Source organism: Bradyrhizobium sp. 21 (assembly GCF_023073335.1).
In the GTDB taxonomy this organism is placed as follows: Bacteria; Pseudomonadota; Alphaproteobacteria; order Rhizobiales; family Xanthobacteraceae; genus Bradyrhizobium.
In genome coordinates, this window is the sequence record NZ_JADPJG010000012.1 from 262,498 (window position 1) to 288,521 (window position 26,024).

Genomic DNA, 26,024 nt, shown 5'->3' on the forward strand with positions numbered 1-26,024 from the left:
GCGAGGATCGCGCGGCTCACAACCACGGCGCCGGCGTGTCCATCGCGATCAGCTGCTCGACCGCGATGCGCGGACGCACGACTGCGTATTGGTCGCCCTTCACCAGCACCTCGGGCACCAGCGGCCTGGTGTTGTAGGTGCCGGCCTGCACGGCGCCATAAGCGCCTGCGGTCATGATCGCGATGAGATCGCCGGGCTTGGGCGTCGGCAGGGTGCGGTCGAGCGCGAGGTAATCGCCGGTCTCGCAGACCGGGCCGACGACGTCGGCCGCGATCGTGGGAGCGCCCTTCGCTGGCTGCGTCACCGGCAGGATGTCGTGATGGGCTTCATACAGCGTTGGACGGATCAAATCGTTCATCGCGGCGTCGATGATGACGAAATTCTTGCCGTCGCCGTGCTTCACATAGATGACCTTGGCGACGAGGATGCCGGCATTGCCGACGATCATGCGGCCCGGCTCGAACATCAGCGTGCAGCCGAGATTGTGGCTGACGCGCTTGACCATGGCGGCATAGGCGTCGGGCGCCGGCGGCGCCTCGCGGTCCATGTAATATGGAATGCCGAGGCCCCCGCCGAAATCGACATGCGAGATGTTGTGGCCGTCGGAACGCAGCGTCTGCACAAATTCCGAGAGGATGCGGAACGCGGTCTCCATCTTGGAGAGATCCGTGATCTGGCTGCCGATATGCACGTCGGTGCCGGTTACCTCGATGCCCGGAAGCTTGGCCGCACGGGCATAGACCTCGCGGGCATAGGCGATCGGAATGCCGAACTTGTTCTCGGACTTGCCGGTCGAGATCTTCGCATGCGTGCCGGCATCGACATCAGGATTGACACGGATCGAGATGCGCGCGGTCTTGCCCGTCTCGGTCGCAAGCCGCGACAGCAGCTCGAGCTCAGGCTCGGATTCGACATTGAGACAGAGGATGTCGGCGGCCAGCGCGGCACGCAGTTCGTCTTCCGTCTTGCCGACGCCGGAAAACAGGATTTTGCTGGCGGGAATGCCGGCGGCCAGCGCGCGCTTCAATTCGCCGCCGGAGACCACGTCGGCACCGGCACCCAGCTTGGCCAGCGTGCGCAGCACCGACTGGTTGGAGTTCGCCTTCATGGCGTAGCAGACCAGCACCTTCTCGCCGGCAAAGGCGTCGGCGAAAACCCGATAGTGCCGCTCGAGCGTCGCAGTCGAATAGCAATAGAACGGCGTGCCGACGGTTGCGGCCAGCTCGGACAGGTTCACCGCCTCGGCGTGCAGCACGCCGTTGCGATAGTCGAAATGGTTCATGGCGTTGGCTCAGTTGCCCCAGCCTATCGGCTGGGTCTTTCGTCCAGGAGCGGGTCGAGGATGAACGGTCTCTTTTTGCCCTTGGTCGCCGCCGGTGCGGCGTCCGCGCCATAGGTGGGATTGAACACGCTCGGCGTCTTCTGGGCTTCGGTCTCGGTGTCGGTCGGCGGCGCGACGTTGGCCGTGGACGCGCTGGAGGCGGTCGGCGGCAGATCCAGCGGGCCCTTGCGGCCGCAGCCGGCAAGCGCGAGCGCCGTTAGGCTCAAGACAATGATGGCCCACCCCGAGCCGGCCGGGCGAAACTTTGACGTCACGACGAAATCCCCACTACGCGCGGCGCACCATACAGAGATTGGCGCGCTCTGGCGAGAGCCGGATGACCATGAAACATAAGCGAAATTTTGCCCCTCAGCCCAATTTTCGCTCTTTTTCCAACCGCTTCAGCCAAGCCTTGGCCTGGCTCGCCACGTTCTTCGGTGCGGTGCCGCCAAAGCTGGTCCGGCTCTTCACCGACGATTCGACCGAGAGCACGCCGAGCGCGTCCTTCGTGATCTTGGGCTCGATCGCCTGCATCTCCTTGAGCGGCAGATCGTGCAGCGCCACGCTGCCCTCGGCGGCCTTGGCGACGATACGGCCGGTGACGTGGTGGGCATCGCGGAACGGCATCTTCAGCGTCCGCACCAGCCAGTCGGCGAGGTCGGTTGCGGTGGCATAGCCTTCGCCCGCGGCCGCCTTCATCTTGGCTTCATCGGGGACGAGATCGCGGACCATGCCGGTCATGGCGCGGATCGCGAGCGACAGCGCCGCGAAGCCTTCCATCGCGCCCTGCTTGTCCTCCTGCATGTCCTTTTGATAGGCGAGCGGCAGACCCTTCATCACGATCAGGAGACCGTTGAGCGCACCGATGACGCGGCCGGTCTTGGCGCGCACCAGCTCGGCGGCGTCAGGATTCCGCTTCTGCGGCATGATCGAGGATCCCGTGGTGAACTTGTCGCTGAGGCGGATGAGGCCAACCAGCGGCGAGGTCCAGATCACGATTTCCTCGGCAAAGCGCGACATGTGCACGGCGCAGATCGAGGCCGCCGCCAGCGTCTCCAGCACGAAATCGCGGTCGGAGACCGCATCGAGCGAGTTCGCCATGGGACGATCGAAGAGAAGCGCCTTCGCGGTGGCGTGGCGGTCGATCGGGAATGAGGTGCCGGCCAGCGCCGCAGCACCGAGCGGAGATTCGTTCAGCCGCTTGCGCGCGTCCTGGAAACGGCCGCGATCGCGCGCGGCCATCTCGACATAGGCAAGCAGATGATGGCCGAAGGTGACCGGCTGCGCCGTCTGCAGATGCGTGAAGCCGGGCATGACCGTTCCGGCATGCTCCAGCGCGCGCTCCACCAGCGCCTGCTGAAATGCGGCGAGCGCCGCGTCGGTCTCATCGAGAACGTCACGCACATAGAGACGAAAATCGGTCGCGACCTGGTCGTTGCGGGAACGCGCGGTGTGGAGGCGGCCGGCGGCCGGGCCAATCAGTTCGGACAGGCGGCTCTCGACATTCATGTGAATGTCCTCGAGCGCGCGCTTGAACGTGAAGGCGCCCTTGCCGATCTCTGACAAAATCGTGTCTAGACCCTTGCCGATATTTTTCGCATCAGAGGCCGTGATGATGCCCTGTGCGGCAAGCATCGCGGCGTGGGCCTTGGACGCGGCAATGTCCTGGGAAAAGAGGTGACGATCGACGTCGATGGAGACGTTGATCTCTTCCATGATCTCGTCGGGACGTTCCGAGAACCGGCCGCCCCACATCTTGTTGCTCATGATCCCCTGCTCACGCCTTGCCTGTCGCCACCGCACGTTTGCTGGCCTCGACCAACCGTATTAAGAGGCCTCTGATAGCCATATCTGCGACCGGATGACAAACGATATGCTCGACTCCAACGACATGCTCGACCAGAGGAAAGCGCGATCGGCCACGCGCAGGATCCCCGTCGTCATCGCCACCGTGGTGGTCGGGGGCCTGGCTGGCTTTGCCGCGTTGTACGGGCTGGGCCTGAGCAGGGCCCCATCCGGCGATCCGGTCTGCCGGGCGGCCGTGGCAACGGCCTCGCGGATCGCCCCCCTCGCCCATGGCGAGGTGGCGGCCCTGACCATGGCGAGCGCGCCGTTGAAGCTGCCGGACCTCGCCTTCGAGGACGCCGACGGCAAGCCGAAGAAGCTGTCGGATTTTCGCGGCAAGACACTGCTGGTGAACCTCTGGGCCACCTGGTGCGTGCCCTGCCGCAAGGAGATGCCGGCGCTGGACGAGCTTCAGGGCAAGCTTTCGGGCCCGAATTTCGAGGTGGTGGCGATCAACATCGACACCCGCGACTCCGAGAAGCCCAAGATTTTTCTGAAAGAGGCCAGCCTGACCCGACTCGGCTATTATACCGATCAGAAAGCCAAGGTTTTTCAGGATCTTAAGGCGATAGGCCGAGCCTTGGGCATGCCCACCTCGGTACTGGTCGACCCGCAGGGCTGCGAGATCGCCACGATCGCGGGACCGGCGGAGTGGGCGAGCGAGGACGCGCTCAAGCTGATCCGGGCGGCGACAGGCAAGGCCGCTGCGGCGTTCTAGGAGTTCAGGCGGTGATATTGAGGTTGCCGCCGACGCCAGCGCCGACATTGGCGAGCGAGGGCTGACCGGCGCCGAGCAGCGTCAGGACGGTGGATTTCTCCGCATCCGCGTTCTGCTTCATCAGCGTCGCCGAGATATTCGACTGCAGCGCGCCTTGCTGAGAGGCCAGCATGCTGCTGACCATCGCCATCATGTCCATTACGCAAACCCTTGTACCGGCCGTAACCTAGGGCCGTGAGGTTAATGGGAGGTGGAGATTTTGGACGGTTTTGGGGCTCGGATATATCCAGACACAAGATGCCGTAGGGTGGATTAGCCGAAGGCGTAATCCACCTCTTTGCTGTCCACACGGAGAGAGAAGTGGTGGGTTACGCCCCGCGAACTGCGCTTCGCGCAGTCGCACGGCTAACCCACCCTACGACGTTACCTTGTCGGAACCGGCTTGGCGCCGCGGTAGTCGTAGAAGCCGCGCTGGGTCTTGCGGCCGAGCCAGCCGGCTTCGACGTATTTCACCAGCAGCGGGCACGGACGATATTTGGAGTCGGCGAGGCCCTCATGCAGCACCTGCATGATGGAGAGACAGGTATCGAGGCCGATGAAATCGGCGAGCTCCAGCGGGCCCATCGGATGGTGCGCCCCGAGCTTCATCGCCGCGTCGATCGCCTCGACGTTGCCGACGCCTTCGTACAGCGTGTAGATCGCCTCGTTGATCATCGGCAGCAGGATGCGGTTGACGATGAAGGCCGGGAAATCCTCGGAGACCGCGACCTGCTTGCCAAGCTTGGCGACGAATTCCTTGGACGCCTCGAAGGTCTGGTCGTCGGTGGCGATGCCGCGGATCAGCTCCACCAGCTCCATCAGCGGCACCGGATTCATGAAGTGAATGCCGATGAAGCGCTCGGGCCGGTCGGTCGCCGCGGCAAGCCGCGTGATCGAGATCGAGGAGGTATCGGAGGCGACGATCGCCTCCGGCTTCAACACCGCGCAGAGTTCGTGGAAGATCTTGCGCTTGACCTCTTCCTTCTCGACCGCGGTCTCGATCACGAGATCGCAATCGGCGAGGTCGTCGAGCTTTTCAGCGAGCTTGATGCGCCCCACCGCCTTGGCCTTGTCGTCCTCGCTGACGCCTTTCTTGGAGACCTGGCGTGCCAGATTGCCGTTGATGGTAGCCATCCCCGACTTGAGGCGGTCGGCCGAAATGTCGTTGAGCACCACGTCGAAGCCGGCCAGCGCAGCGACATGCGCGATGCCATTGCCCATCTGCCCCGCGCCGATCACGCCGACCTTCTTGATTACTGCCGCCATAATGTCATCCACCGGAACGGCGCGCATGTCGCGCCTGCCTTGATTCCCTGAGCCGGGAGGTCTGATTTAATCAGAAGCTTGATCTAATCAGAATCCCGGCTCGAAACCTAGATTGGATCGCTTCGAAGGCGTGCCCCACGCCAAAGAAAACGCCTCAAAAAGCAACACCGGCCGGAGTTTATACCTCCGGCCGGTGTTTTAACGCCTTTTACTTGCCGAGCTTGCCGAGTTCGGCCGTCAGCTCCGGAACCGCCTGGTAGAGGTCGGCGACCAGACCGTAATCGGCAACCTGGAAGATCGGCGCGTCCTCGTCCTTGTTGATCGCGACGATCACCTTGGAGTCCTTCATGCCGGCCAGATGCTGGATCGCGCCGGAAATACCGACCGCGACATAGAGTTCGGGGGCCACGACCTTGCCGGTCTGGCCGACCTGCCAGTCGTTAGGCGCATAGCCGGCATCCACGGCGGCGCGCGAGGCGCCGACGCCGGCGCCGAGCTTGTCGGCGAGCGGCTCGATATACTTTGCGAAGTTCTCGCGGCTCTGCATGGCACGGCCACCGGAGACGATGATCTTGGCCGAGGTCAGCTCGGGACGGTCGCTCTTGGCGACCTCCTCGCCGACGAAGGACGACAGGCCCGGATCGGCGGCCGCTGCGACGCTCTCGACCGATGCGCTGCCGCCTTCACCGGCTGCGGCGAAGGTCGAGGTACGGACCGTGATGACCTTCTTGGCGTCCTTGGACTTCACCGTCTGGATGGCGTTGCCGGCATAGATCGGACGCTCATAGGTGTCGGGCGCGACCACCTTGGTGATCTCCGAAACCTGCATGACGTCGAGCAGGGCTGCGACACGCGGCATCACGTTCTTGAAGCGCGAGGTGGCAGGCGCGACGATCGCGTCATAGGACGCCGCGAGCGAGACGATCAGCGCGGCCAGCGGCTCGGCGAGATCGTGCGCGTAGAGGTCGCCCTCGGCGACGAGCACCTTGGCAACGCCGCTGAGCTTCGAGGCCGCCTCGGCCGCAGCCTTGGTGCCCTGTCCGCCGCCGGCAACCAGCACGTGGACGTCACCGCCGAGTTGGGAAGCCGCGGTCAGCGCCTTGTTGGTGGAGTCCTTGAGGACCTCGTGTTCGTGTTCGGCAATCAACAGCGTCGTCATCAGAGCACCCCGGCTTCGTTCTTGAGCTTCGACACCAGCTCGGCGACGTCCTTGACCTTGACGCCAGCCTTACGGCCCGAGGGCTCCGTCGTCTTCAGAACTTCGAGACGCGCGGTGATATCGACGCCGTAATCGGCGACGCTCTTGTCCGCGATCGGCTTCTTCTTGGCCTTCATGATGTTGGGCAGCGACGCGTAGCGCGGCTCGTTGAGACGCAAATCGGTGGTGACGATCGCCGGTCCCTTCAGCTTCACGGTCTGCAAGCCGCCGTCGACTTCGCGGGTGACCTTGAAGTCGCTTCCGTCGACCTCGAGCTTCGAGGCGAAGGTCGCCTGCGACCAGCCGAGCAGCGCAGCCAGCATCTGGCCGGTCTGATTGCTGTCGTCGTCGATCGCCTGCTTGCCGAGAATGATCAGGCCCGGCTGCTCTTCGTCAGCGATCTTCTTGAGGATCTTGGCGACGGCGAGCGGCTCGACGATGCCGTCGGCCTTCACCAGGATGCCGCGGTCGGCGCCCATGGCGAGACCGGTGCGGATCGTCTCCGACGCCTGCGCCGCCCCAATGGAGACCACCACGACTTCGGTCGCCTTGCCGGCTTCCTTCAGGCGCAACGCTTCCTCGACCGCGATTTCGTCGAACGGGTTCATCGACATTTTGACGTTGGCGAGTTCAACGCCCGATCCATCGCTCTTGACGCGGACCTTGACGTTGTAATCGACCACCCGCTTTACCGGCACCAAGACCTTCATCGATCCTCTTTCACTCAATCTGGGAGGGGATTATCAACTGGCGCGGAACCTAAAGGCCTGATCCGGCCCGGTCAACGCGCGAAGGACCCCATTTTAGACCTTAGAAATGCGCTGCTCAATGGGCGGCTATTTGGGCCGGCGATTTTGGGTCAGCGGTTCTGGCCCGGAACCCAGAGCACGTCGCCGGCGCCGTTATGGTTGGCGGCGCGGCTGGCCACGAACAGGAAATCCGACAGGCGGTTCATATATTGGATGCCAGCAGCTCCAACCGGCTCGCCGGGACGGGCCGCCAGTTCCACCATCATGCGTTCCGCCCTGCGGCAAATCGTGCGGGCAACATGGAGATAAGCGGCGGCCGGAGTGCCGCCCGGCAGCACGAAGGAGGTGAGCGGCGCGAGCTTGTCGTTGAGCGCGTCGATCTCGCGCTCCAACCGCTCGACCTGGCTCGCCACCACCCGCAGCCGCTCGGCTTTCCCCTCACGCTCGGGCACCGCGAGGTCGGCGCCGAGATCGAACAGATCGTTCTGGATCCGGCCCAGCATAGCATCGAGCTCGGACGCGCCCTTTGTGTACAGACGAACGACTCCGACCGCGGCATTGGTCTCGTCGACCGTGCCATAGGCCGCGATGCGCAGATCGTATTTCGGACGCCGTTCGCCGGAGCCGAGCGCTGTCGTGCCGTCGTCACCTGTCTTCGTATAGATGCGGTTCAACGTGACCATTTAACGCCCCATCGCCCAGACCGCGACCATGGCGATGACGATCGCCACGAACTGAAGCAGCACGCGCCAGCGCATCAGCTTCTGCGAGGTGTTGGGCGAGCCGCCGCGCATCATGTTGATGAGACCGAGCAGCAGCACCAACGCCACGGCGCCGGCTGCCACAGGCAGAATGAAGGTACTCAGGAGAGATGCCATTTGGGGTAGATAACACTGTGAGCGCGGGTCCGCCATGGCGTTCCCGATCTGGCTTTCAAGCCAATAATATCAGAAGCTAGCAGGATGATTTTCGATTTGCGCGTGCCACCCGTCTTCTTCGCCTCTCCCCGCCTGCGGGGAGAGGCCGGTATGCGCGCGCAGCGCGGATTCCGGGCGAGGGATTCTCTCCGCGAATCTCTCTGTCACCGTCACCGCGGAGAGTCCCCCTCACCGCAACCCTCTTCCCGCAAGCGGGGCGAGGGAGCGGCGACAGCGGTGTAGGTGGCGCGGTGAAGGCAATCCGCACCACCTATATCGTCGTGATGGACGCGTTTTACACGTTCCTGGCGGACGACGGCTGGGCGATCGCGAGCCATATCGCGCTGTCGACGCTGATGGCGCTGTTCCCGTTCCTGATCGTGCTGACCTCGCTCGCCGGCTTCTTCGGCTCCAAGGAACTGGCCGACCAGGCCGCCAGCCTCATGCTCGAGGTCTGGCCAAAGCAGGTCTCCGATTCGATTTCGGGCGAGGTGCACGATGTCCTGACCACCACCCGCACCGGCGTGCTGACCGTCGGCGCGGTGCTGTCGGTCTATTTCGCCTCGAATGGCGTCGAGGCGCTGCGGGTCGCACTCAACCGCGCCTATGCGGTGGTCGAGATGCGGCGCTGGTACTGGCTGCGGCTGGAGTCGATCGGCTACACGCTGATCGCGGCTTTCACCGCGCTCGCCATGGCGTTCCTGATCGTGCTCGGCCCGCTCCTCATCGAAGCGGCGCGGCGCCACATTCCGCTGTTCGTCGAGTCCAACGAAAGCATCCTCACCTGGCTGCGCTACGGCATCACCATCGCCGCTCTGATCGTGGCGCTGATCATCCTGCATGCCTGGCTGCCGGCGGGACGGCGCGGCTTCCTCCAGATCCTGCCTGGCATCATCTTCACCATCGTGGCGTCGCTGATCTCGGGCATCGTGTTCGGGCAATATCTGGCGCGCTTCGCCAACAACTATGTGACGATGTATGCGGGGCTCGCCTCGGTGATCATCGCGCTGGTGTTCCTGTACTTCATCGCCGCGATCTTCGTTTACGGCGGCGAGCTCAACGCCGCGATCATCAAGTCGCGGCTTCCTCACGGCGTGTCGCTTCAAGCAGCGCAGTCGCTAGATCCCGCGGGGACACAGGCTTGAGGAGGAAGGCGTCGGCGCCGGCCTCCCGCGAGGCCGCCTCGTCCTCGCCGCGGCCGGAGACCCCGATGATGGGGATCTGAGCCAGCGGCGTCGCCATGGTGCGGATCCGCCGGATCGCTTCCACGCCATTGATGCCGGGAAGCACCATATCCATCAGCACGGCGTCGAACGCGCCCTGCGCCAGCCGGTTCACCGCGTCCTCGCCGCGTCCGATGAACTCGGCATGATGGCCGAGCTCGGTCAGTATGGTGTTGAGCACGACGCGGCCGAACGGATTGTCTTCGACGCTGAGCACGCGCAGCGCCGCGACCGCATCCGCCTCGGCTTCGCCCTTCGACTTGCGGGACTTGCCGGCCCCCGTGGCATCCAGTGACACTGTCAGGGTGAAGGTGGCGCCGCCGCCGCGGCGCGGGGCGACGGAGATGTCGCCGCCCATGGCGCGCGCCAGTTGCTTGACCGAGGACAGCCCGAGGCCGGCTCCGCCGAAACGCGAGGCAATGGTGACATTGGCCTGGGTGAACGGACGGAACAGGCGATTGATCTCCGCCATGGTCAGGCCGATGCCGCTGTCGGAGACCGAGAAGGCGACGCCGATCCTGCCTTTGCCCTTTGCCTTGTCTTTCGCCTTGTCTTTCGCCTTGCCCCTGTCCTTGGCGGGACGCCAAGGCACGACCGCAAGCGCCACGCCGCCTTGGTCGGTAAACTTCACGGCGTTGTCGATCAGGTTTTCGAGCGCGGCGCGCAGGCGGACAGGATCGCCCACGACCAGTCCGGGAAGCTTTTCGGATATCTCGACCTGGGCCTGGAGACCCTTGGCTGCGGCGCGACCGGCCAGCGAATCGCCTGCTCTGCGCGCCAGCGCCTGCAGGTCGAACAGGTCCTGCCGCAGTGTGCTTCCACCGTTACCCGTCCGGGCGGCGTCCACGAACAGGGTGGCAAGGCTCGCCAGATGCTCGGCACCGGCCTTGATGGTGTCGGCCCAGCGCCGTTCCCGTTCACCGAGATCGGAGGTCGCGAGCAGGTCGCTGATCGCCAGAATGCCGGTCAGGGGGGTACGGACCTCGTGGGCAAAGGCAGCGAGCGCCGCCTGGACCACGTCCGGCATGGCGGCCTTTGCGCTGCGCTTGCGCACCTTGGCAGCCGCCGTTGTGCGCTTCTGAGGCGACTGCAGCCTGAATGTGCGTATCGTGCGCGCTGAGCGCGGTTTCGCCGCCATGTATCCCTTTGAACCCCGGCTGCCAGCAAGCATGCCACGGAGGGCAGGGCCGAGTCACGGCGGTGTTTGGCTAAACCCCAGAGAAACTTAGCCTAATCCCACCAGCTGACGGATGGCTGCCGGTGCGACGCCCGCCGCGCGCAACTCGCGCAGACCGGTCGAGCGGCTCGATTTCGACAGCTTCCGCCCGGCCTCATCGCGAATCAGCGGGTGGTGGCGGTAGACCGGCGCGGGCAGGCCGAGCAGGACCTGCAGCAGGCGGTGCACCGCAGTGGCGTAAAACAGGTCGTGGCCGCGCACGATCTCGCTGACGCCCTGGAGCGCGTCGTCGACGACCACGGACAGATGGTAGCTGGTCGGGATCTCCTTGCGGGCCAGGATGACGTCGCCCCAGGCCTCCGGCCGCGCCGGGACGATGCCGCGCTCACCATCGCCCCCCTCGCCCAGTTCGTTCCAGGTCAGGCCGGCGGGCCGCCCGCAGGCGGCCGCCATGTCGAGCCGGAGCGCATAGGGTGCGCCTGACACGATGAGCCGCTCGCGCTCCTCGGCGGACAGTGATCTGGCGTCGCCGGGATAAAGCGGCGCACCATCAGGATCGCGCGGCCATGGCCCGTCCGCTTCACGCGCCGCAATCAGCCTTGCGATCTCGGCGCGACTTTCGAAGGCGGGATAGACCAGGCCGAGCGCCGAGAGCCTGTCCAGCGCCGCGCGATATTCGCCAAAATGCTCCGATTGCCGCCGCACCGGCGTCTCCCAGGCGATCCCGAGCCAGGCGAGATCCTCGTAGATTGCCGTCTCATATTCCGTCCGGCAGCGCGTCGCATCGATGTCCTCGATCCGCAGCAGCAGCCGCCCGCCGGTCTCGCGCGCGCGGTCGAAATTGAGCAGCGCGGAATAGGCGTGGCCGAGATGCAGGTGGCCGTTCGGGCTCGGGGCAAATCGGAAAACGGGTGGCATCGATTCTCGCAACACTTGTCGTGGCCGGGCTTGACCGCGATCCATCTTCCACGACTCTGTTACGATAGGAGATGGATGCGCGGGTCCCGCCTGCGCCGAAGGCTTCGACGGGCTTTTGGGTATCGGACCAGCGTAGCATTAGCAGAGACGGCAAGCCCCGCGCATGACGAGTTGAGCAGGCCATGACCATCCACCTCGAAACCCAGTCCGATCTCGAAGAGGCCGTCCAGGCGCTGATCAAGCGCGATCCGCGCCTGAAGCCCGTGCTTGCGATCGCGGGCATGCCGGCGTTGCGGCGGCGGGAGCAGGGTTTTGCCGGGCTGGCGCATATCGTCTGCGGGCAGCAGCTGTCGACTGCGAGCGCGGCGGCGATCTGGGGGCGGCTGTCCACAGCCTTCGATCCATTCGACCATGTGGCGGTCCGCCGCGCCCGCACCGACCGGCTGGGGCGGCTCGGCCTGTCCGCCGCCAAGATCAAGACGCTGAAACATCTCGCGCGCGAGATCAGTGCGCAGCGGCTGAACCTCGAGGTGCTGGCCGAAGAGGATGCCGACGCCGCGCATCACACGCTGATCTCGCTGCCCGGCATCGGGCCCTGGACCGCGGACGTCTATCTGCTGTTTTGTCTCGGCCATGGCGATGCCTGGCCGGCCGGCGATCTCGCCGTGCAGGAGGGCATCCGCATCGGGCTCGGGCTGCCAGCCCGGCCGACGGAGAAGCAGATGGCGCCGCTCGCCGAACCCTGGCGTCCCCTGCGCGGCGCGGCGGCGCACCTGTGGTGGAGCTATTACCGTGCGGTGAAGAAGCGCGAGGGCGTGATCTCAGGATCAGCCTAGCCCCGTAATTTCGCACGGTCGGCGCGGGCGCATTCGGCGACGAAATCGACCACCGCGCGCACCGCCGGGAGTTCGACGAGGTCGGGATGGGCGAGCAGCCACAGGTCCGCCACGCTGGTAAGCTTCTGCGGCGCGACGCGGACGAGATCGGGATAGCTTTCCGCGACGAAGCACGACAGCGCGGAGATACCGATCCCGGCGCGGACCGCCGACAGCATGTCGCCCTGGGACGAGCAGCGCATCACCACCCTGGCCTGACGCGTGACGACGTCGCTCCAGCGCGCGAGCTGCACATTGGACGCCTGGTCGGCGAAACCGATGACGCTGTGTCCCTTCCAGTCGCCGCGCCGTTCCGGCAGGGGCCCGGCGGCATAGTCGCGCGAGGCATAGAATCCGGTGCCAAGGCGACCGATCTTGCGGCCGACCAGGTTTTCCTCGCCGCTGTCGAAGGGCCGCAGCACCACGTCAGCCTCGCGCCGGCGCACGCTCGCCGGAAACGGATGGGTGACGATCTCGAGCTGGATGTGATCATGTGCGCGCAGGAAGGACGGCAGGCGCGGCATCAGCCAATGCGAGGCCAGCGTCGCGCCGATCGACAGCTTGACGGTGCCGCGCGCCTTGTGCCCTCCGGCCGAGACCGCCGTCTCCGCCCGCAGCGCCGCCGCTGCCATGGCTTCGGCGTGCTCGCGTAGCGTCCGTCCATCCGCGGTCAGCGCCAAGCCGTCGGCGGCGCGCGCCACCAGTCGCGTGCCGAGCTGGGCTTCCAGCGCCGCGATTTTGCGGCTGACGGTCGGATGGCTGCTGTGCAGGCGGCGTGCAGCCGCGGTGAAGCTGCCGGTATCGGCGACCGCGACGAAGGTCTTGCAAAGGTCCCAATCCACGCCCAGCCCCTGTTCAAATCTGAAAGGTCACGCGTTCAATATTGAACCATCCGGGTCCGCTGTCCAAGCCGTATAGTGACGTCAAATAAACTCGGGGGGAAAAGCCGCCCGCGCGACAATCAACAGGGAAACGCCTCGTCATCCGCCTGCCGGCGGGGCGCGTTTCCGGGAGGACATCATGGCGCTGCCCGCTCTCTTGAAGGATACGCTCGAGCTGCCCGTGGTCGGCTCGCCGCTCTTCCTCGTCTCCGGACCGGAACTGGTGATCGCCCAGTGCAAGGCCGGTGTCGTCGGCTCGTTTCCGGCGCTCAACGCCCGTCCGGTGGAAAAGCTCGACGAGTGGCTGAGCCGCATCGAGGACGAGCTCGGCGAGTATAAGTCACGCAATCCCGGCAAGAAGGTCGCGCCTTACGCGGTCAACCAGATCTGCCACGCCTCCAACGACCGGCTGATGAAGGACATGGAAACCTGTGTGAAGCACAGGGCGCCCATCATCATCACCTCGCTGCGGCCGCCCGCCGAGATCGTCGAGGCCGCGCATTCCTATGGCGGGCTGGTGTTCCACGACGTCGTCAACGTCAAGCATGCGCGCAAGGCCGCCGAGCAAGGCGTCGACGGGCTGATCCTGGTGTGCGCCGGCGCCGGCGGCCATGCCGGCACGTTGTCGCCATTCGCGCTGGTGCGCGAGGTCAAGCAATGGTTCAAGGGCACGATCCTGCTGTCGGGCGCGATCGGCGACGGCTTCGGCGTCGCCTCCGCCGTGACGCTCGGCGCCGATCTCGCCTATATCGGCACCCGCTTCATCGCGACCGCGGAGGCCAACGCCGCCGATGACTACAAGAGCGCGCTGGTGCAGCATGCGGCCCACGACATCGTCTACACGAATCTGTTCACCGGCGTGCACGGCAACTATCTTGGGCCGTCGATCGCCGCCGCCGGGCTCGATCCGGATAATCTGCCGGTCGCCGACAAGACGAAGATGAACTTCGGCTCCGGCGGCAACATGAAATCCAAGGCGTGGCGCGACATCTGGGGCTCAGGCCAGGGCATCGGCCAGATCGCCGACGCGCCGCCGGTGGCCGAACTCGTCGAACGGATGAAGCGGGAGTTCGACCAGGCACGACAGGATTTGCTGGTCCGCGCCAGCGCCTGACGTCTCGGACCGACAAGAAGAACGGGAGGACACCATGAAGCTGGCAGCCGCACTGATCGGCATGTCGTTGCTGACGCTCGCCGCGGGCCGCGCCCATGCCGAAGGCAGCGACGAGATCCGCATCGGACAGACCCTGCCCTACAGCGGTCCGGCATCGGGCTTCGGCGCGATCGGACGCACCCAAGAAGCATTCTTCGAGAAGGTCAATGCCGAAGGCGGCATCAACGGCCGCAAGGTCAGGTTCATCACGCTGGACGACGCCTACTCGCCGCCAAAGACGGTCGAGCAGACCCGCAAGCTGGTCGAGCAGGAGGAGGTGCTGATGATGTTCGGCTCGCTCGGCACCGCCACCAACAGCGCCGTGCAGCGTTACCTCAACGCCAAGAAGGTGCCGCAGCTGTTCGTGCTCTCGGGCGCCACCAAATGGGCCGATCCGCAGAAGAACCCGTGGACGATGCCGGGCATGGCGGCCTACGAATCCGAGGGCGCGGTCTATGCCAAATACATTTTGCAGACCAAGCCCGATGCCAGGATCGCGATCCTGTCGCAGAACGACGATTTCGGCCGCGACTATGTCGCGGGCTTCAAGCGTGCGCTCGGGGCCAAGGCGGCCGGCATGATCATCGCGGAAGCGAGCTACGAAACCAGCGCGCCGACGATCAGCTCGCAGCTCTCGACCTTGAAGGCCTCGGGCGCCAACGTGCTGTTTGGCGTCGTGCTCGGCAAGTTCACCTCGCAAATGGTCAAGGGTGTGGCCGAGATCGGCTGGAAGCCGGAGCTGTTCTTCGTGCCCACCTCGGCCTCCTCGATCTCGTTCCTGGAACCGGCGGGGCTGGACAACGCGATCGGCCTGATCTCGTCGAGCAACCAGAAGGACACGATGGATCCGCAATGGGCCCCCGATCCCGGCGTGAAGGAGTATTTCGCGTTCATGAAGCAGTACATGCCGGCCGCGGACCTCTCCAATTCCAACTACGCCGCGGGCTACCATTATGCCACGCTGCTGATGACGGTGCTCAGGGCGTGCAAGGACGATGTCAGCCGGGACAACATCATGCGCCAGGCGGCTTCGCTCAAGGACGTCAAGCTGCCGCTGCTGCTGCCGGGCATGTCGGTCTCGACGGGCCCTGACGACTATCTGCCGTTCCAGCAGCTTCAGCTCCGCCGCTTCAACGGCAAGAGCTGGGTGAGTTTCGGCGACGTGCTGGACGACCGCTAGTACGAACGATGGCGACAACACATCCATCCGCGACGGCAAGCATGAAAGACGCCCCATGATCATCAGCGGCCAACGCCAAGTCGACACTCCCGAACTCCATGCGCGGGTCAGACGGGCCGCGGGCGGAATTGGCGCGCTCGGCGAGCGCGAGGGCACGCCGGTCGCCATGATGCTGCGCAACGATTTCGCGCTGTTCGAGGTGGTCGCGGCTTCCGCCACGCTGGGCAGACCGGTGGTGCCGATCAACTGGCACCTGAAGGCCGCCGAAGTCCGCTATATCCTGGCCGACAGCGGCGCCGACATCCTGATCTGCCACGCCGATTTGCTGCCGCAGATCAGCGACGGCCTGCCCGACGGCCTGGCGCTCATGGTCGTGCCGACGCCGCCCGAGATCGCCACGGCATTCGACATCCCGGCCGAACGCACAGAGGTTCCGGACGGACTGACCGACTGGGACAGATGGCGCGACAGCCAGGCGGAACTCGCGCAGCCGCCGCGCCGCGGCGCGCCGATGTTCTACACGTCGGGCACGACGGGCATGCCGAAAGGCGTGCGGCGCATGCCGATGGCGCCTGAGCAGATCGCCGCTTCCGAGCGCGTCGGAGCGATCGCCTATGGCATCAAGCCGAACGAGAACCAGGTCGTGCTGATGAACGGCCCGATGTATCACTCCGCCCCGCACTCCTACGGCATGCTGGCCTATCGCTGTGGCTGCACCATCGTGCTCGAACCCCGGTTCGATCCGGAAGAGCTGCTGCAACTGGTCGAGCGCCACCACGTCACGCACATGCATATGGTGCCGACGATGTTCGTGCGGCTGCTGCGGCTGCCCGCCGAGGTCAAGCGCCGCTACGATCTGTCTTCGCTGCGCTTCGTCGTTCATGGCGCGGCGCCCTGCCCGCCCGACGTGAAGAAGGCGATGATCGATTGGTGGGGGCCCGTCATCAACGAATATTTCGGCTCGACCGAGACGGGGATTCCGGTGTGGCATTCCGCCGGGGAGGCGCTGAAGAAGCCCGGCACCGTCGGCCGCGCCATCGAGGGCGGCGTCGTCAAAATCTTCCGTGCCGACGGCAGCCCATGCGGCGTCAACGAACCCGGTGAGATCTACATGCGGCAGGCCTCGGTGCCGGATTTCGACTACCACGGCAAGGCCGAGGCTCGCGCCGAGGCCGGCCGCGACGGTCTCGTCAGCGTCGGCGACGTCGGCTATCTCGACGAGGACGGCTATTTGTTCCTGTGCGACCGCAAGCGCGACATGGTGATCTCCGGTGGAGTCAACATCTACCCCGCCGAGATCGAGAACGTCCTGATTGGAATGCCCGGCGTGCGCGACTGCGCCGTGTTCGGCATTCCCGACGCGGAATTTGGCGAGCGGCTGTGCGCCTTTGTCGAGCCCGAGCCCGGTACTGAACTCTCGGCCGCCGCGGTCCAAACGTTCCTGCGCGAGCGACTGGCCAATTTCAAGGTGCCGAAGAACGTCGAATTCCGCGACACGCTGCCGCGCGAGGCAACGGGAAAGATCTTCAAGCGCAAGCTGCGGGAGCCGTATTGGGCCGGCATGACCTAGGACGATCATCTTCGGCCTATCATCGTCGCCACAAGCGCGAAGATGCCTGAACGAAGAATACTGCCGATTGTTCCTAAGCGTCTCCGTGCCCGGGCGTTGCGCGGTATTCGCGCGGAGCGAATTCAAAACCGAGTAGAGACCAAGCGATAGATAGCGCGACGTGAACCTCACGCAGGGCGCAACTTTCAATGCGCGAAGCACATTGTTCACGCGCGCTTTGATCGCCGGGGCCGAGCAACCAATTTGAATCTCGTCTGTTGTCGACCGGCACAATCAACAGCCGGAGGACAAACCATGTCACGTCTAACCACGATCGCCGCAGCTCTCTTGCTGCTCGGATCTGTACCCGCAAGCGCACAGTCGCAGCCGGCGCAAAGCGGGCCGGGCAACAACGCGGTCAACAGCTCTGATCACAACAACTCGAAGGCACCGGTCGCGGGCCGCAACAGCTTCACCGAGGGCCAGGCGAAGTCGAAGATCGAGTCGGCCGGATATTCCAACGTTTCCGGCCTGCAAAAAGACGACAACGGCGTCTGGCGCGGCAAGGCCGACAAGGCCGGGACCAAAGCGGACGTGAGCGTGGACTTCCAGGGCAACGTGAACCCCGCCAAATAAGCAGGAGGATGAAACATGACGACCACCATTTCTCGACTCTATGACAATTATTCGGATGCGGAACGTGCGGTCAGCCGTCTCGAGGCCGCTGGCGTGCCGCATTCCGACATCAGCATCGTCGCGAACAATTCCGACAATTGGTACGGCTCATCGACCGGCAAGGTCGATCGCGATCGCGACGGTGTCGACGATCGTGCCGAAGGCGCTGGCACGGGCGCCGGCATCGGCGCTGGCCTCGGAAGCGCGGCGGGCCTGCTCGCAGGACTCGGATTGCTGGCTATTCCGGGCCTCGGCCCGGTCGTCGCTGCGGGGTGGCTGGCTTCAACGGCAGTTGGCGCCGCGGCCGGCGCCGCAACGGGCGGCATTGTCGGCGCGTTGACCGAAGCCGGCATGTCGAAGGACGATGCGTCGCGCTATGCCGAGGGCGTCCGTCGTGGCGGAACCCTGGTCTCGGCGAGGGTCGCCGATCAGGACCGCGCACGCTTCGACGCCCTTCTACAGGAGAGGTCCGTGAACCTGCAGGATCGCAGCACCGCTTGGCAAAAGTCCGGCTGGAGCGGCTTCGATGCCGCAAGCCCGCCGCTGTCTCCCGACGATATCGGGCGTGAGCGGGAACTGTACGGCGCGGGCACAAGGACCAGGTAGCAACACTACGTCCCGAACGACTCGCCTCTACGCAAGCGGCGAATATCAGGACTGCAGGAAGGCCCCGACGAGGCGGGGCCTTCCTTGTGCAGTCAGGTCGCAACAGCAAAACAACGTTTAAAACTATGTTGCTGTTGCAAAAGCATTCTCGGTGAATGATGAGATGCCGGCGTGGACCGAGCCCGGATCAAAGTCATGACATCGATCGACTTCGTCGTCGCGAAAGATGACCTCGCCCAATGCAAACTGGTCGCAACCGCGCTTCCCGCAGCCGACGGGCTACCGCCTGACGCCCTGCTCGTGAAAGTCGACCGCTTCGCCTTCACCGCCAATAACATCACCTACGCGGTGCTGGGCGACGAGCTGAAATACTGGCAGCTTTTTCCCGCGCCGCAAGGTTCTGACAATCAAGCCTTTGGCAGTCAAGGCTCTGGCAATCAAGGTTTTGGCAACATTCCGGTATGGGGCTTTGGCGAGGTGATCGCGTCCAGGCATCCGAACGTTGCCGTGGGCGAGCGGCTGTTTGGATACTTTCCGATGGCGACGCATCTCGTCATCGAGGCCGCCGAAATCAGCAAGCGCGGCTTGCGCGACGGTGCCGCGCACCGGCAAGGCGTGGCGCCGGTCTACAATGCCTACGCGCGCGTCACGGGCGATCCCGCTTACGCCGGACGGCAAGGCGACTACCAGGCGCTGCTGCGGCCGCTGTTCATGCTGTCGTTCCTGGTCGATGACTTTCTCGCCGAGAACGACGATTTCGGCGCGCGCGCCGTGCTGTTGTCGAGCGCCTCGAGCAAGACCGCGTTCGGGCTTGCTCATCTCCTGCGCACGCGCGGCCGCAAGGTGATCGGGCTGACATCGGCTGGGAACGCGGGTTTCGTGACGTCGCTCGGCTGTTATGACGAAATCGTCACCTATGACCGCGTGACGTCGCTGCCGCCGGACGTTCCCGCAGCCTTTGTCGACATGGCCGGCAACAGCGCGCTACGCGCCACGCTGCACCGGCATTTTGGTGACCAGATGAAATGCTCGGCACGCGTCGGATTGACGCATCGCGCCACCGATGCCGACGAGGGCGAGATGCCCGGCGCAAAACCGCGCTGGTTCTTCGCGCCCGACTAGATCCGCAAGCGCGCCAAGGAATGGGGCCCGGGCGGCATCGAGCAGCGCTTTGGCGCGGCATGGTCCGGCTTTGCGCCGCTGCTGGAGAGATGGCTGACCGTGGTGGAAAGCCGCGGTCCTGACGCGGTGCGGCAGGTCTACCTCGACACGCTGAAGGGCCGTATTCCGCCTGAGCAGGGCCACATGCTTTCACTGCTCGGGTAAACCGCTTTTGGCGTAGGCTGATCCAGTATAGCGTCGACCTCAGAGGAAACGCCGCGAAGACGGCAAGAGGCCGCGCATGCTCGACAAGACCAAGGACATTTCTGCATCTGCGCAGGCTTGGCTTGATCAGTTCGCGCGCACCCTGGGCGAGGCCGCCGCGCTGGACAGACTCTTTCTCGCGGACAGCTATTGGCGCGATGTGCTGGCGCTGAGCTGGAACCTGCAAACAATCACAGGCCGCGATGCGATCGCGCAAGCGCTGACTGTGTTCGCGCCCCAGGCCGCGCCGAGCAATTTCAAGATCGCACCCAACCGCGCGCCACCACGCTGGATCACGCGCGCCGGCACCAACACTATCGAGGCCATCTTCGATTTCGAGACCGCGCTCGGCCGCGGCAGCGGCATCCTACGGCTTGTTCCCGATGCCGCCGACGGCGAGCGGTTGAAGGCGTGGACGCTGCTGACCGCGCTCGACGAATTGAAAGGTTTCGAGGAACAGCTCGGCATCTCGCGCCCGCGTGGCCAGGCCTATTCGCGCGACTTCCGCGGGCCGAACTGGCTCGACCTGCGCAACGCCTCGCGCCACTACACCGATCGCGATCCCGCCGTGCTGGTGGTCGGCGGCGGCCAGGCCGGGCTCGCCATCGCGGCACGGCTGAAGCAGTTGAAAATCGACACCCTGATCGTCGATCGCGAGAGCCGGATCGGCGACAATTGGCGCAAGCGCTATCACGCGCTGACCCTTCATAACCAGGTGCAGGTCAATCATTTGCCCTACATGCCGTTTCCACCGAACTGGCCGGTCTATATCCCCAAGGACAAGCTCGCCAATTGGTTCGAAGCCTATGTCGATGCGATGGAGCTGAATTTCTGGACCGGCACCGAATTCGCAGGCGGCGCCTACGACGACGCGAAGGACCACTGGACAGTGACGCTGCGGCGCGCCGACGGAAGCAGGCACATCATGCATCCGCGCCATGTGGTGATGGCGACCGGCGTCAGCGGCATCGCACATGTGCCTGACATTCCGACCCTGGAGAATTTCAAGGGCACGCTGCTGCATTCGAGCCGCTACGAGGACGGCGAGACCTGGACAGGCAGGCGCGCTATCGTCATCGGCACCGGCAATAGCGGCCACGACATCGCGCAGGACCTCCACTCGAGCGGCGCGGAGGTGACGCTGGTGCAGCGGTCGCCGACCCTGGTCACCAATATCGAGCCGTCGGCCCAACTAGCCTATGCGATCTACAATGAGGGTACGCTCGAAGACAACGATTTGATCGCGACCTCGATGCCGACGCCGCTGGCGAAGAAGACCCATGTGATGCTGACGGAGCGGTCCAAGGAGCTCGACAAGGAGCTGCTCGACGGATTGCGGCGCGTCGGCTTCAAGCTCGATTTTGGCGAGGCCGGCACCGGCTGGCAGTTCAAATACCTCACGCGAGGCGGCGGTTATTATTTCAATGTCGGCTGCTCCAACCTCATCGCCGAAGGCGCGATCAAGCTCGAGCAGTTTGCCGACATCGAGGGTTTCGTCGCCGAAGGCGCGCGGATGAAGGATGGCACGATCAGTCCCGCCGATCTCATCGTGCTCTCGACCGGCTACAAGCCGCAGGATTATCTGGTGCGAAAGCTGTTCGGCGACGGCGTGGCCAACCGCGTCGGGCCGGTCTGGGGCTTTGGCGACGGCCTCGAGCTGCGCAACATGTACGCGCGCACCAAGCAGCCCGGCCTCTGGTTCATCGCCGGCAGCCTCGCCCAGTGCCGGATCAATTCGAAATATCTCGCGCTCCAGATCAAGGCAATCGAGGAAGGGATGCTGGAGACGTGAGGTGGGCGCGGATTGAGCCGCGTCATTGCCGGCGCAGCGAAGCAATCCAGAATCTTTCCGCGGAGACGGTCTGGATTGCGTCGCTGCGCTGGCAATGACAGTGTGGAGACGACCGCCCGCCGCTGAACCGAACAAGAAGGAAAAACCAATGCCAGCCATTCTGGGCACCGGCGAGCACCGCTACCGCGTCGTCGAAAATTTCGCGAAGCTGCCGGACGGTTGGACGCTGACCGACGTCGCCTCGGTCGCCGTCGACAGCAAGGACCGCGTCTACGTCTTCAACCGCGGTGCCCATCCGATGGTCGTGCTCGACCGCGAGGGCAATTTTCTCCGCAGTTTTGGCGAAGGCCTGTTCTCGCGCGCCCATGGCCTGCACATCGACGCCGACGATAATCTCTATTGCACCGACGACGGCGACCACACCGTGCGCAAATGCACCACCGACGGCAAGGTGCTGCTGACGATCGGCATCCCCGAGAAACCGTCCCCGTTCATGAGCGGCGATCCCTTCCATCGCTGCACCCACACCGCGCTGTCGCCGAAGGGCGAAATCTACGTCTCCGACGGCTATGGCAATGCCCGCGTGCACAAGTTCACGCCCGACGGCAAGCTGATGAAGAGCTGGGGCGAGCCGGGCACCGATCCCGGTCAGTTCAACATCGTGCACAATATCGCCACGGACGCCGACGGTTTTGTCTATGTCGCCGACCGCGAGAATCACCGGGTGCAGGTGTTCGACGGCGAGGGCCGATACGAGACGCAGTGGAACAACCTGCACCGGCCCTGTGCGCTCTGCTGTTGCGGCGGCGGCAAGAGCCCGACCTTCGTGATCGGCGAGCTCGGCCCCGGCCTCGCGATCAACCGCGACGTTCCCAATCTCGGCCCGCGGCTCTCGATCGTGGACGCCAAGGGAAAGCGCATCGCGCGGCTGGGCGGCGAGGAAGGGCCGGGCGTTGCGAGCGGGAAGTTTCTGGCGCCACACGGTATCGCGCTGGACTCCAGAGGCGACATCTATGTCGGTGAGGTCGGCGTCACCAACTGGGAGACCAGCTTTCCGGGCGAGGAGATGCCGGCCGCGGTCCGCGCGACGCGGTGCCTGCAGAAGCTGGAACGGGTGCGGGAGTAGTTGCGCGGGCAAGGCCGATGCGCTGTCAGGTCGACGCTGCCTCCCGGCGTCGCCCGGCCCCAAATCACGGCGTTTTGAGCGCTTTGCCACCCCGTAGCCGCATTGCTCGCGCCCGAATAAGTCGCTCAACGGGCTTCACAATCCCGTCACGCTGCATGTAGTATGTCAGTACGTGCTGCTTCGCAGCGTACATGGAGGCCGGGAGCGTTACTTGAACGCACATGTCTCGCAAGGCAGTTGGCCGGTGCTGGTCCTGAATGCGGACTTCCGGCCGCTGAGTTACTACCCGCTGTCTCTCTGGTCGTGGCAGGACGCGATCAAGGCGGTGTTTCTCGATCGCGTCAACATCGTCGCGCATTACGATCAGGCGGTTCATAGCCCCACGCTGCAAATGCAGCTGCCGAGCGTCGTCTCGCTCAAATCCTTCGTCAAGCCGACCACCCATCCCGCCTTCACACGATTCAACGTCTTCCTGCGCGATCGTTTCGCCTGCCAATATTGCGGCTCGCCCGAAGACCTCACCTTCGACCACATCATCCCGCGCAGCAAGGGCGGGCAGACAACCTGGGAGAACGTGGTCGCGGCGTGTTCGCCCTGTAATCTGCGCAAAGGCAATCTCACGCCGGTGCAGGCCAAGATGTTTCCGCGCCAGCATGCCTTCGCCCCGACCGTGCACCAGCTCCACCGCAACGGCCGCCTGTTCCCGCCGAACTATCTGCATGAGAGCTGGCTGGATTATCTCTACTGGGATACGGAGCTGGATCCGTAGGGCGACCTCTCGCGCTCATATCCCGATCGCATTTCTTGCCACCACATCCCGATAGAACGCGGCGCTCAGCTTCGGCACCCTTGCTTGCGTCTCGAAGTCGACCCGGTAGAGGCCAAACCGCTTGCCGTAGCCAAAAATCCACTCGAAATTGTCCATCAGGCTCCACAGGAAATAGCCGCGGATCGGGACGCCCTCGGTGATCGCGCGCTGCATCTGGGTCAAATAGTTGCGCAGGAACATGATGCGATCGAGGTCGTAGACCTGTCCGTCGGCGGCGATCTTGTCCTCGGACGAGGTACCGTTCTCGCTGATATAGATATTCTCGATGTCCCAGATATTTGCGGCAATGCGCGGGGCCCAGTAGATCACCTCGGGACCGACGCGGAGCCATTCCGAACATGTGCGGGAACGAGGTCGGGAACGGCAGCACGTGGAAGCCGGGCGCGCGGTCGGAGGCGGTGACGTAATATTGCGGCGCGTAGATGTTGAGGCCGACGAAATCGTTCGGCGTGCCGATGATCTTCAATTCCTCAGACGTGAATTTCGGCGCGTCCGCGCCCGCATAGGCGAGAAAACCGTCGGTATATTTGCCCTCCAGCACCACGCCGAGGAAACCGGCATTGAGCTCGCGCGTCGCGATCTCGGCGGCGCGGATGTTTTCGGGCGTGGCGATCGCCGGCACGCAGGCGGCGATGTTCTCGGCCGCACCCACACGGGTTCCGGCACGCCCCGACGCGCGGATCGCCTGCACCGCCAACCCATGCCCCAGCGCGACGTGATGACGGGCCTAGTTGAGCTGCGCGGTCGACAGCCTGAGGCCGGGGGCGTCGATGCCCCAGCCATAGCCGAAATTCAGGAAGCGGCCGACCTCGTTCACGGTGAAGATGTTCTTCACCCGATCAGTCAGGCGCGCGGCGACGTATCCGGCGTAGTCGGCAAAGGCTTTTGAGGTGTCGCTCGACTGCCAGCCGCCGACGCGGTCCTGCAGCGATTGCGGCAGATCCCAGTGATAGAGCGTAGCATAGGGCTCGATGCCATTCGCGAGCAGCTCGTCGACGAGGCGATTGTAGAAGTCTAGCCCCTTGGGATTGGACTGGCCCGTTCCTTCCGGAAACACGCGCGGCCACGCGATCGAGAAGCGATAGGCCTTGACGCCGAGCGCTTTGATCAGCGCGACGTCCTCCTTGTAGCGATGATAGTGCTCGTTGGCGCGGTCGCCGGTGGTGCCGTCCTCGATCTTGCCGGGCGTGTGGCTAAAGGTATCCCAGATCGACTTGCCGCGGCCATCCTCGTCGACGGCGCCTTCGATCTGATAGGATGAGGTTGCCGTGCCCCAGAGAAAATCCTTCGGGAAAGGCGCGGGCGCATGGCGGTCGGCCAATGCGCCCCCTTCATTCTCCGCAGCACTCACTCTTGCCGCCGCGCCAAGCGCGGCGAGGCCCGCGAGCTTGGCAAGATCGCGCCGCGAGACATCGATTGCCATCGCTATCTCCGCGCCTGCTGCATATCGATTCTGATAGGCGGAAATCCGGTCGATCTCGAACGCGACGCTCGGGGGCGATTCCGCGTCCACGGGACCTACGCCGAGAAAGAATTTCGATCCGATCGCGAGATTGACGATCATGTACATGGGATCGTCGAAGCCGATCGGCACCTTGATGTCGGACACCGGCCTGCGGTCGATGAAATAGACCAGGCGATCTTCCTCCCACAGCACACCGTAAGTGTGGAATGTGCTCGAGGCGTCGCCGACCGCGAAGTCGAAGCCGCAGGACTGGATCTTCTGGGTCGAGGGAATCCGCCAATGCGTCGTCATCACCAGATCGCCCGGCTTTTCGCCGCGCCCCTCCAGCACGTCGACCTCCGGCGGCCAGCCGCCGTCATCGGCCAGCATCCAGAACGCCGGCCACACCGCATGCCCCACCGGTACCTTGGCGCGGATTTCGAAATAGCCGTGCTTTTGCGCGAACGTGCCCTGGGTGGTCAGGATCCCTGAGATGTACTCGTTGTTGAACAGCGCCGGCTTCAATTCCGGCGGCGTGCGGCTGGCGACGATCGACAGCACGCCGTCCTTGACCTTGAACGGATCGAGCCCGAGCGGCGCCGCGGCGCGCCCTGCATAGCGCGGATCGACATAGATCTGCTGCTCGCCATTGGCGCTGGTCTTGCGCTTGAAGTCGGAGCCATCGCCGCCCCAATAGCGCGCCTCCGGCCACGCCGCGCCGCCGGCGTAATGCGGCACCCAGCGTCCGTTCGTCAGCGGATGCTCGTCAAAATCCTCGTTGAAGGTTCGGCGCAGCGGAAGGAACACGAGCGAAGCCGGATTGATCGTCTCCAGCCGGCGGCACGCGATGGTGGAGGGATCGGTCGTCACCTGCAGCGACATGCTCGCCAGCGCACCATCGAGATCGTCCTGCGCGATGTCCGGCGCAGGCACGACGCAGAGACCGATCGCAGCCAGAGCGCTCATCGTCCAACGCTCGATCATCACCGCACTTCGAAGATGCCGGAGGAATGGCCAAGGTTAGCTCGCTCGCATCGGAACGGGCAAGAGCTGCCCCGCGACCATGCGCCCATTCGGCAGCGCCGCCCGCACACACGACCCACATTTTCGTGCACTTACAAAAATGACACCCGCCTATGGACACCGTCCGGCAGGCGAGCGGCAGGCGCTCGCCGGGG

23 protein-coding genes and 3 pseudogenes are annotated in these 26,024 nt (G+C 64.6%); 12 read left to right on the forward strand and 14 right to left on the reverse strand.

Features of this window, described 5'->3' with window-relative positions; all coding sequences use genetic code 11:
• Positions 1-16: 16 nt before the first annotated feature.
• The 3 genes from lysA to argH all read right to left on the reverse strand — a co-directional run bounded on the left by lysA (position 17) and on the right by argH (position 3,088).
• Positions 17-1,282 carry a diaminopimelate decarboxylase gene (gene lysA / locus IVB31_RS15095; RefSeq protein ID WP_247323418.1) on the reverse strand — a complete coding sequence of 422 codons (1,266 nt, stop codon included), beginning with the start codon at positions 1,280-1,282 and terminating at the stop codon, positions 17-19.
• Between the two features lie 23 nt (positions 1,283-1,305).
• Positions 1,306-1,596: a lipoprotein gene (locus IVB31_RS15100; protein ID WP_247323420.1), complete on the reverse strand. Its 291-nt coding sequence runs from the start codon at positions 1,594-1,596 to the stop codon at positions 1,306-1,308.
• Positions 1,597-1,690: 94 nt separating this feature from the next.
• Positions 1,691-3,088, reverse strand: coding sequence for an argininosuccinate lyase (gene argH / locus IVB31_RS15105; RefSeq protein WP_247323422.1), 1,398 nt, complete (start codon positions 3,086-3,088; stop codon positions 1,691-1,693).
• A 124-nt stretch (positions 3,089-3,212) separates the two neighbouring features.
• Here argH and IVB31_RS15110 point away from each other — a divergent pair, with 124 nt between their 5' ends.
• Complete coding sequence (locus IVB31_RS15110) at positions 3,213-3,884, forward strand: TlpA disulfide reductase family protein (protein ID WP_247323725.1); 672 nt, start codon at positions 3,213-3,215, stop codon at positions 3,882-3,884.
• Positions 3,885-3,888: 4 nt separating this feature from the next.
• On the opposite strand, the gene IVB31_RS15115 is transcribed toward IVB31_RS15110, so the two are convergent.
• The 6 genes from IVB31_RS15115 to IVB31_RS15140 form a co-directional block, all read right to left on the reverse strand.
• Positions 3,889-4,083 carry a hypothetical protein gene (locus IVB31_RS15115; RefSeq protein ID WP_247323423.1) on the reverse strand — a complete coding sequence of 65 codons (195 nt, stop codon included), beginning with the start codon at positions 4,081-4,083 and terminating at the stop codon, positions 3,889-3,891.
• A 224-nt stretch (positions 4,084-4,307) separates the two neighbouring features.
• On the reverse strand, positions 4,308-5,189 hold the full coding sequence (locus IVB31_RS15120; RefSeq protein WP_247323424.1) for a 3-hydroxybutyryl-CoA dehydrogenase: 882 nt from the start codon (positions 5,187-5,189) through the stop codon (positions 4,308-4,310).
• Between the two features lie 208 nt (positions 5,190-5,397).
• Positions 5,398-6,348 (reverse strand): FAD-binding protein, encoded by a 951-nt coding sequence (locus IVB31_RS15125; protein WP_247323425.1) that lies wholly within the window; start codon positions 6,346-6,348, stop codon positions 5,398-5,400.
• Positions 6,348-7,097 carry an electron transfer flavoprotein subunit beta/FixA family protein gene (locus IVB31_RS15130; RefSeq protein ID WP_247323426.1) on the reverse strand — a complete coding sequence of 250 codons (750 nt, stop codon included), beginning with the start codon at positions 7,095-7,097 and terminating at the stop codon, positions 6,348-6,350. Before IVB31_RS15130 ends, IVB31_RS15125 begins: the two co-directional genes overlap by 1 nt.
• A gap of 149 nt (positions 7,098-7,246) precedes the next feature.
• Positions 7,247-7,819, reverse strand: coding sequence for a cob(I)yrinic acid a,c-diamide adenosyltransferase (locus tag IVB31_RS15135; protein ID WP_247323432.1), 573 nt, complete (start codon positions 7,817-7,819; stop codon positions 7,247-7,249).
• Positions 7,820-8,014: a twin transmembrane helix small protein gene (locus IVB31_RS15140; protein WP_247323433.1), complete on the reverse strand. Its 195-nt coding sequence runs from the start codon at positions 8,012-8,014 to the stop codon at positions 7,820-7,822.
• A 290-nt stretch (positions 8,015-8,304) separates the two neighbouring features.
• Here IVB31_RS15140 and IVB31_RS15145 point away from each other — a divergent pair, with 290 nt between their 5' ends.
• Positions 8,305-9,198 (forward strand): YihY/virulence factor BrkB family protein, encoded by an 894-nt coding sequence (locus IVB31_RS15145; protein ID WP_247323434.1) that lies wholly within the window; start codon positions 8,305-8,307, stop codon positions 9,196-9,198.
• Here IVB31_RS15145 and IVB31_RS15150 read toward each other — a convergent pair.
• Positions 9,125-10,414, reverse strand: a complete 1,290-nt coding sequence (locus IVB31_RS15150; protein WP_247323435.1) for an ATP-binding protein — start codon at positions 10,412-10,414, stop codon at positions 9,125-9,127. The genes IVB31_RS15145 and IVB31_RS15150 overlap by 74 nt on opposite strands.
• Before the next feature lie 87 nt (positions 10,415-10,501).
• Complete coding sequence (gene gluQRS / locus IVB31_RS15155) at positions 10,502-11,371, reverse strand: tRNA glutamyl-Q(34) synthetase GluQRS (protein WP_247323436.1); 870 nt, start codon at positions 11,369-11,371, stop codon at positions 10,502-10,504.
• 182 nt (positions 11,372-11,553) lie between these two features.
• Between gluQRS and IVB31_RS15160 the strand changes: the two genes are divergently transcribed.
• Positions 11,554-12,207, forward strand: coding sequence for a DNA-3-methyladenine glycosylase 2 family protein (locus tag IVB31_RS15160; protein WP_247323437.1), 654 nt, complete (start codon positions 11,554-11,556; stop codon positions 12,205-12,207).
• Here the strand turns inward: IVB31_RS15160 and IVB31_RS15165 are convergent.
• A complete protein-coding gene (locus tag IVB31_RS15165) occupies positions 12,204-13,088 on the reverse strand; it encodes a LysR family transcriptional regulator (protein ID WP_247323438.1) in 885 nt (294 codons plus the stop codon). The two genes, IVB31_RS15160 and IVB31_RS15165, sit on opposite strands and share 4 nt — an antisense overlap.
• Positions 13,089-13,266: 178 nt before the next feature.
• Between IVB31_RS15165 and IVB31_RS15170 the strand changes: the two genes are divergently transcribed.
• The 9 genes and pseudogenes from IVB31_RS15170 to IVB31_RS15210 all read left to right on the forward strand — a co-directional run bounded on the left by IVB31_RS15170 (position 13,267) and on the right by IVB31_RS15210 (position 23,342).
• Positions 13,267-14,241, forward strand: a complete 975-nt coding sequence (locus tag IVB31_RS15170) for a nitronate monooxygenase family protein (protein WP_247323439.1) — start codon at positions 13,267-13,269, stop codon at positions 14,239-14,241.
• 34 nt (positions 14,242-14,275) lie between these two features.
• A complete protein-coding gene (locus IVB31_RS15175) occupies positions 14,276-15,460 on the forward strand; it encodes an ABC transporter substrate-binding protein (protein WP_247323440.1) in 1,185 nt (394 codons plus the stop codon).
• A gap of 25 nt (positions 15,461-15,485) precedes the next feature.
• Positions 15,486-17,030, forward strand: coding sequence for an acyl-CoA synthetase (locus IVB31_RS15180; RefSeq protein ID WP_346730869.1), 1,545 nt, complete (start codon positions 15,486-15,488; stop codon positions 17,028-17,030).
• Positions 17,031-17,324: 294 nt separating this feature from the next.
• On the forward strand, positions 17,325-17,645 hold the full coding sequence (locus tag IVB31_RS15185; RefSeq protein ID WP_247323444.1) for a hypothetical protein: 321 nt from the start codon (positions 17,325-17,327) through the stop codon (positions 17,643-17,645).
• 15 nt (positions 17,646-17,660) lie between these two features.
• A complete protein-coding gene (locus IVB31_RS15190; protein WP_247323446.1) occupies positions 17,661-18,290 on the forward strand; it encodes a general stress protein in 630 nt (209 codons plus the stop codon).
• 195 nt (positions 18,291-18,485) lie between these two features.
• Positions 18,486-19,616, forward strand: a pseudogene (locus IVB31_RS15195) (DUF2855 family protein).
• 76 nt (positions 19,617-19,692) lie between these two features.
• On the forward strand, positions 19,693-21,447 hold the full coding sequence (locus IVB31_RS15200; RefSeq protein WP_247323448.1) for an NAD(P)/FAD-dependent oxidoreductase: 1,755 nt from the start codon (positions 19,693-19,695) through the stop codon (positions 21,445-21,447).
• A gap of 148 nt (positions 21,448-21,595) precedes the next feature.
• Positions 21,596-22,573 (forward strand): peptidyl-alpha-hydroxyglycine alpha-amidating lyase family protein, encoded by a 978-nt coding sequence (locus IVB31_RS15205; protein WP_247323450.1) that lies wholly within the window; start codon positions 21,596-21,598, stop codon positions 22,571-22,573.
• Positions 22,574-22,784: 211 nt separating this feature from the next.
• Positions 22,785-23,342: an HNH endonuclease gene (locus tag IVB31_RS15210; RefSeq protein ID WP_247323452.1), complete on the forward strand. Its 558-nt coding sequence runs from the start codon at positions 22,785-22,787 to the stop codon at positions 23,340-23,342.
• A 15-nt stretch (positions 23,343-23,357) separates the two neighbouring features.
• Here the strand turns inward: IVB31_RS15210 and IVB31_RS33490 are convergent.
• Together IVB31_RS33490 and IVB31_RS33495 are read right to left on the reverse strand one after the other, a co-directional pair.
• Positions 23,358-24,825 (reverse strand): annotated as a pseudogene (locus IVB31_RS33490) (GH1 family beta-glucosidase).
• Between the two features lie 2 nt (positions 24,826-24,827).
• Positions 24,828-25,830, reverse strand: a pseudogene (locus tag IVB31_RS33495) (glycoside hydrolase family 16 protein).
• Positions 25,831-26,024 lie beyond the last annotated feature (194 nt).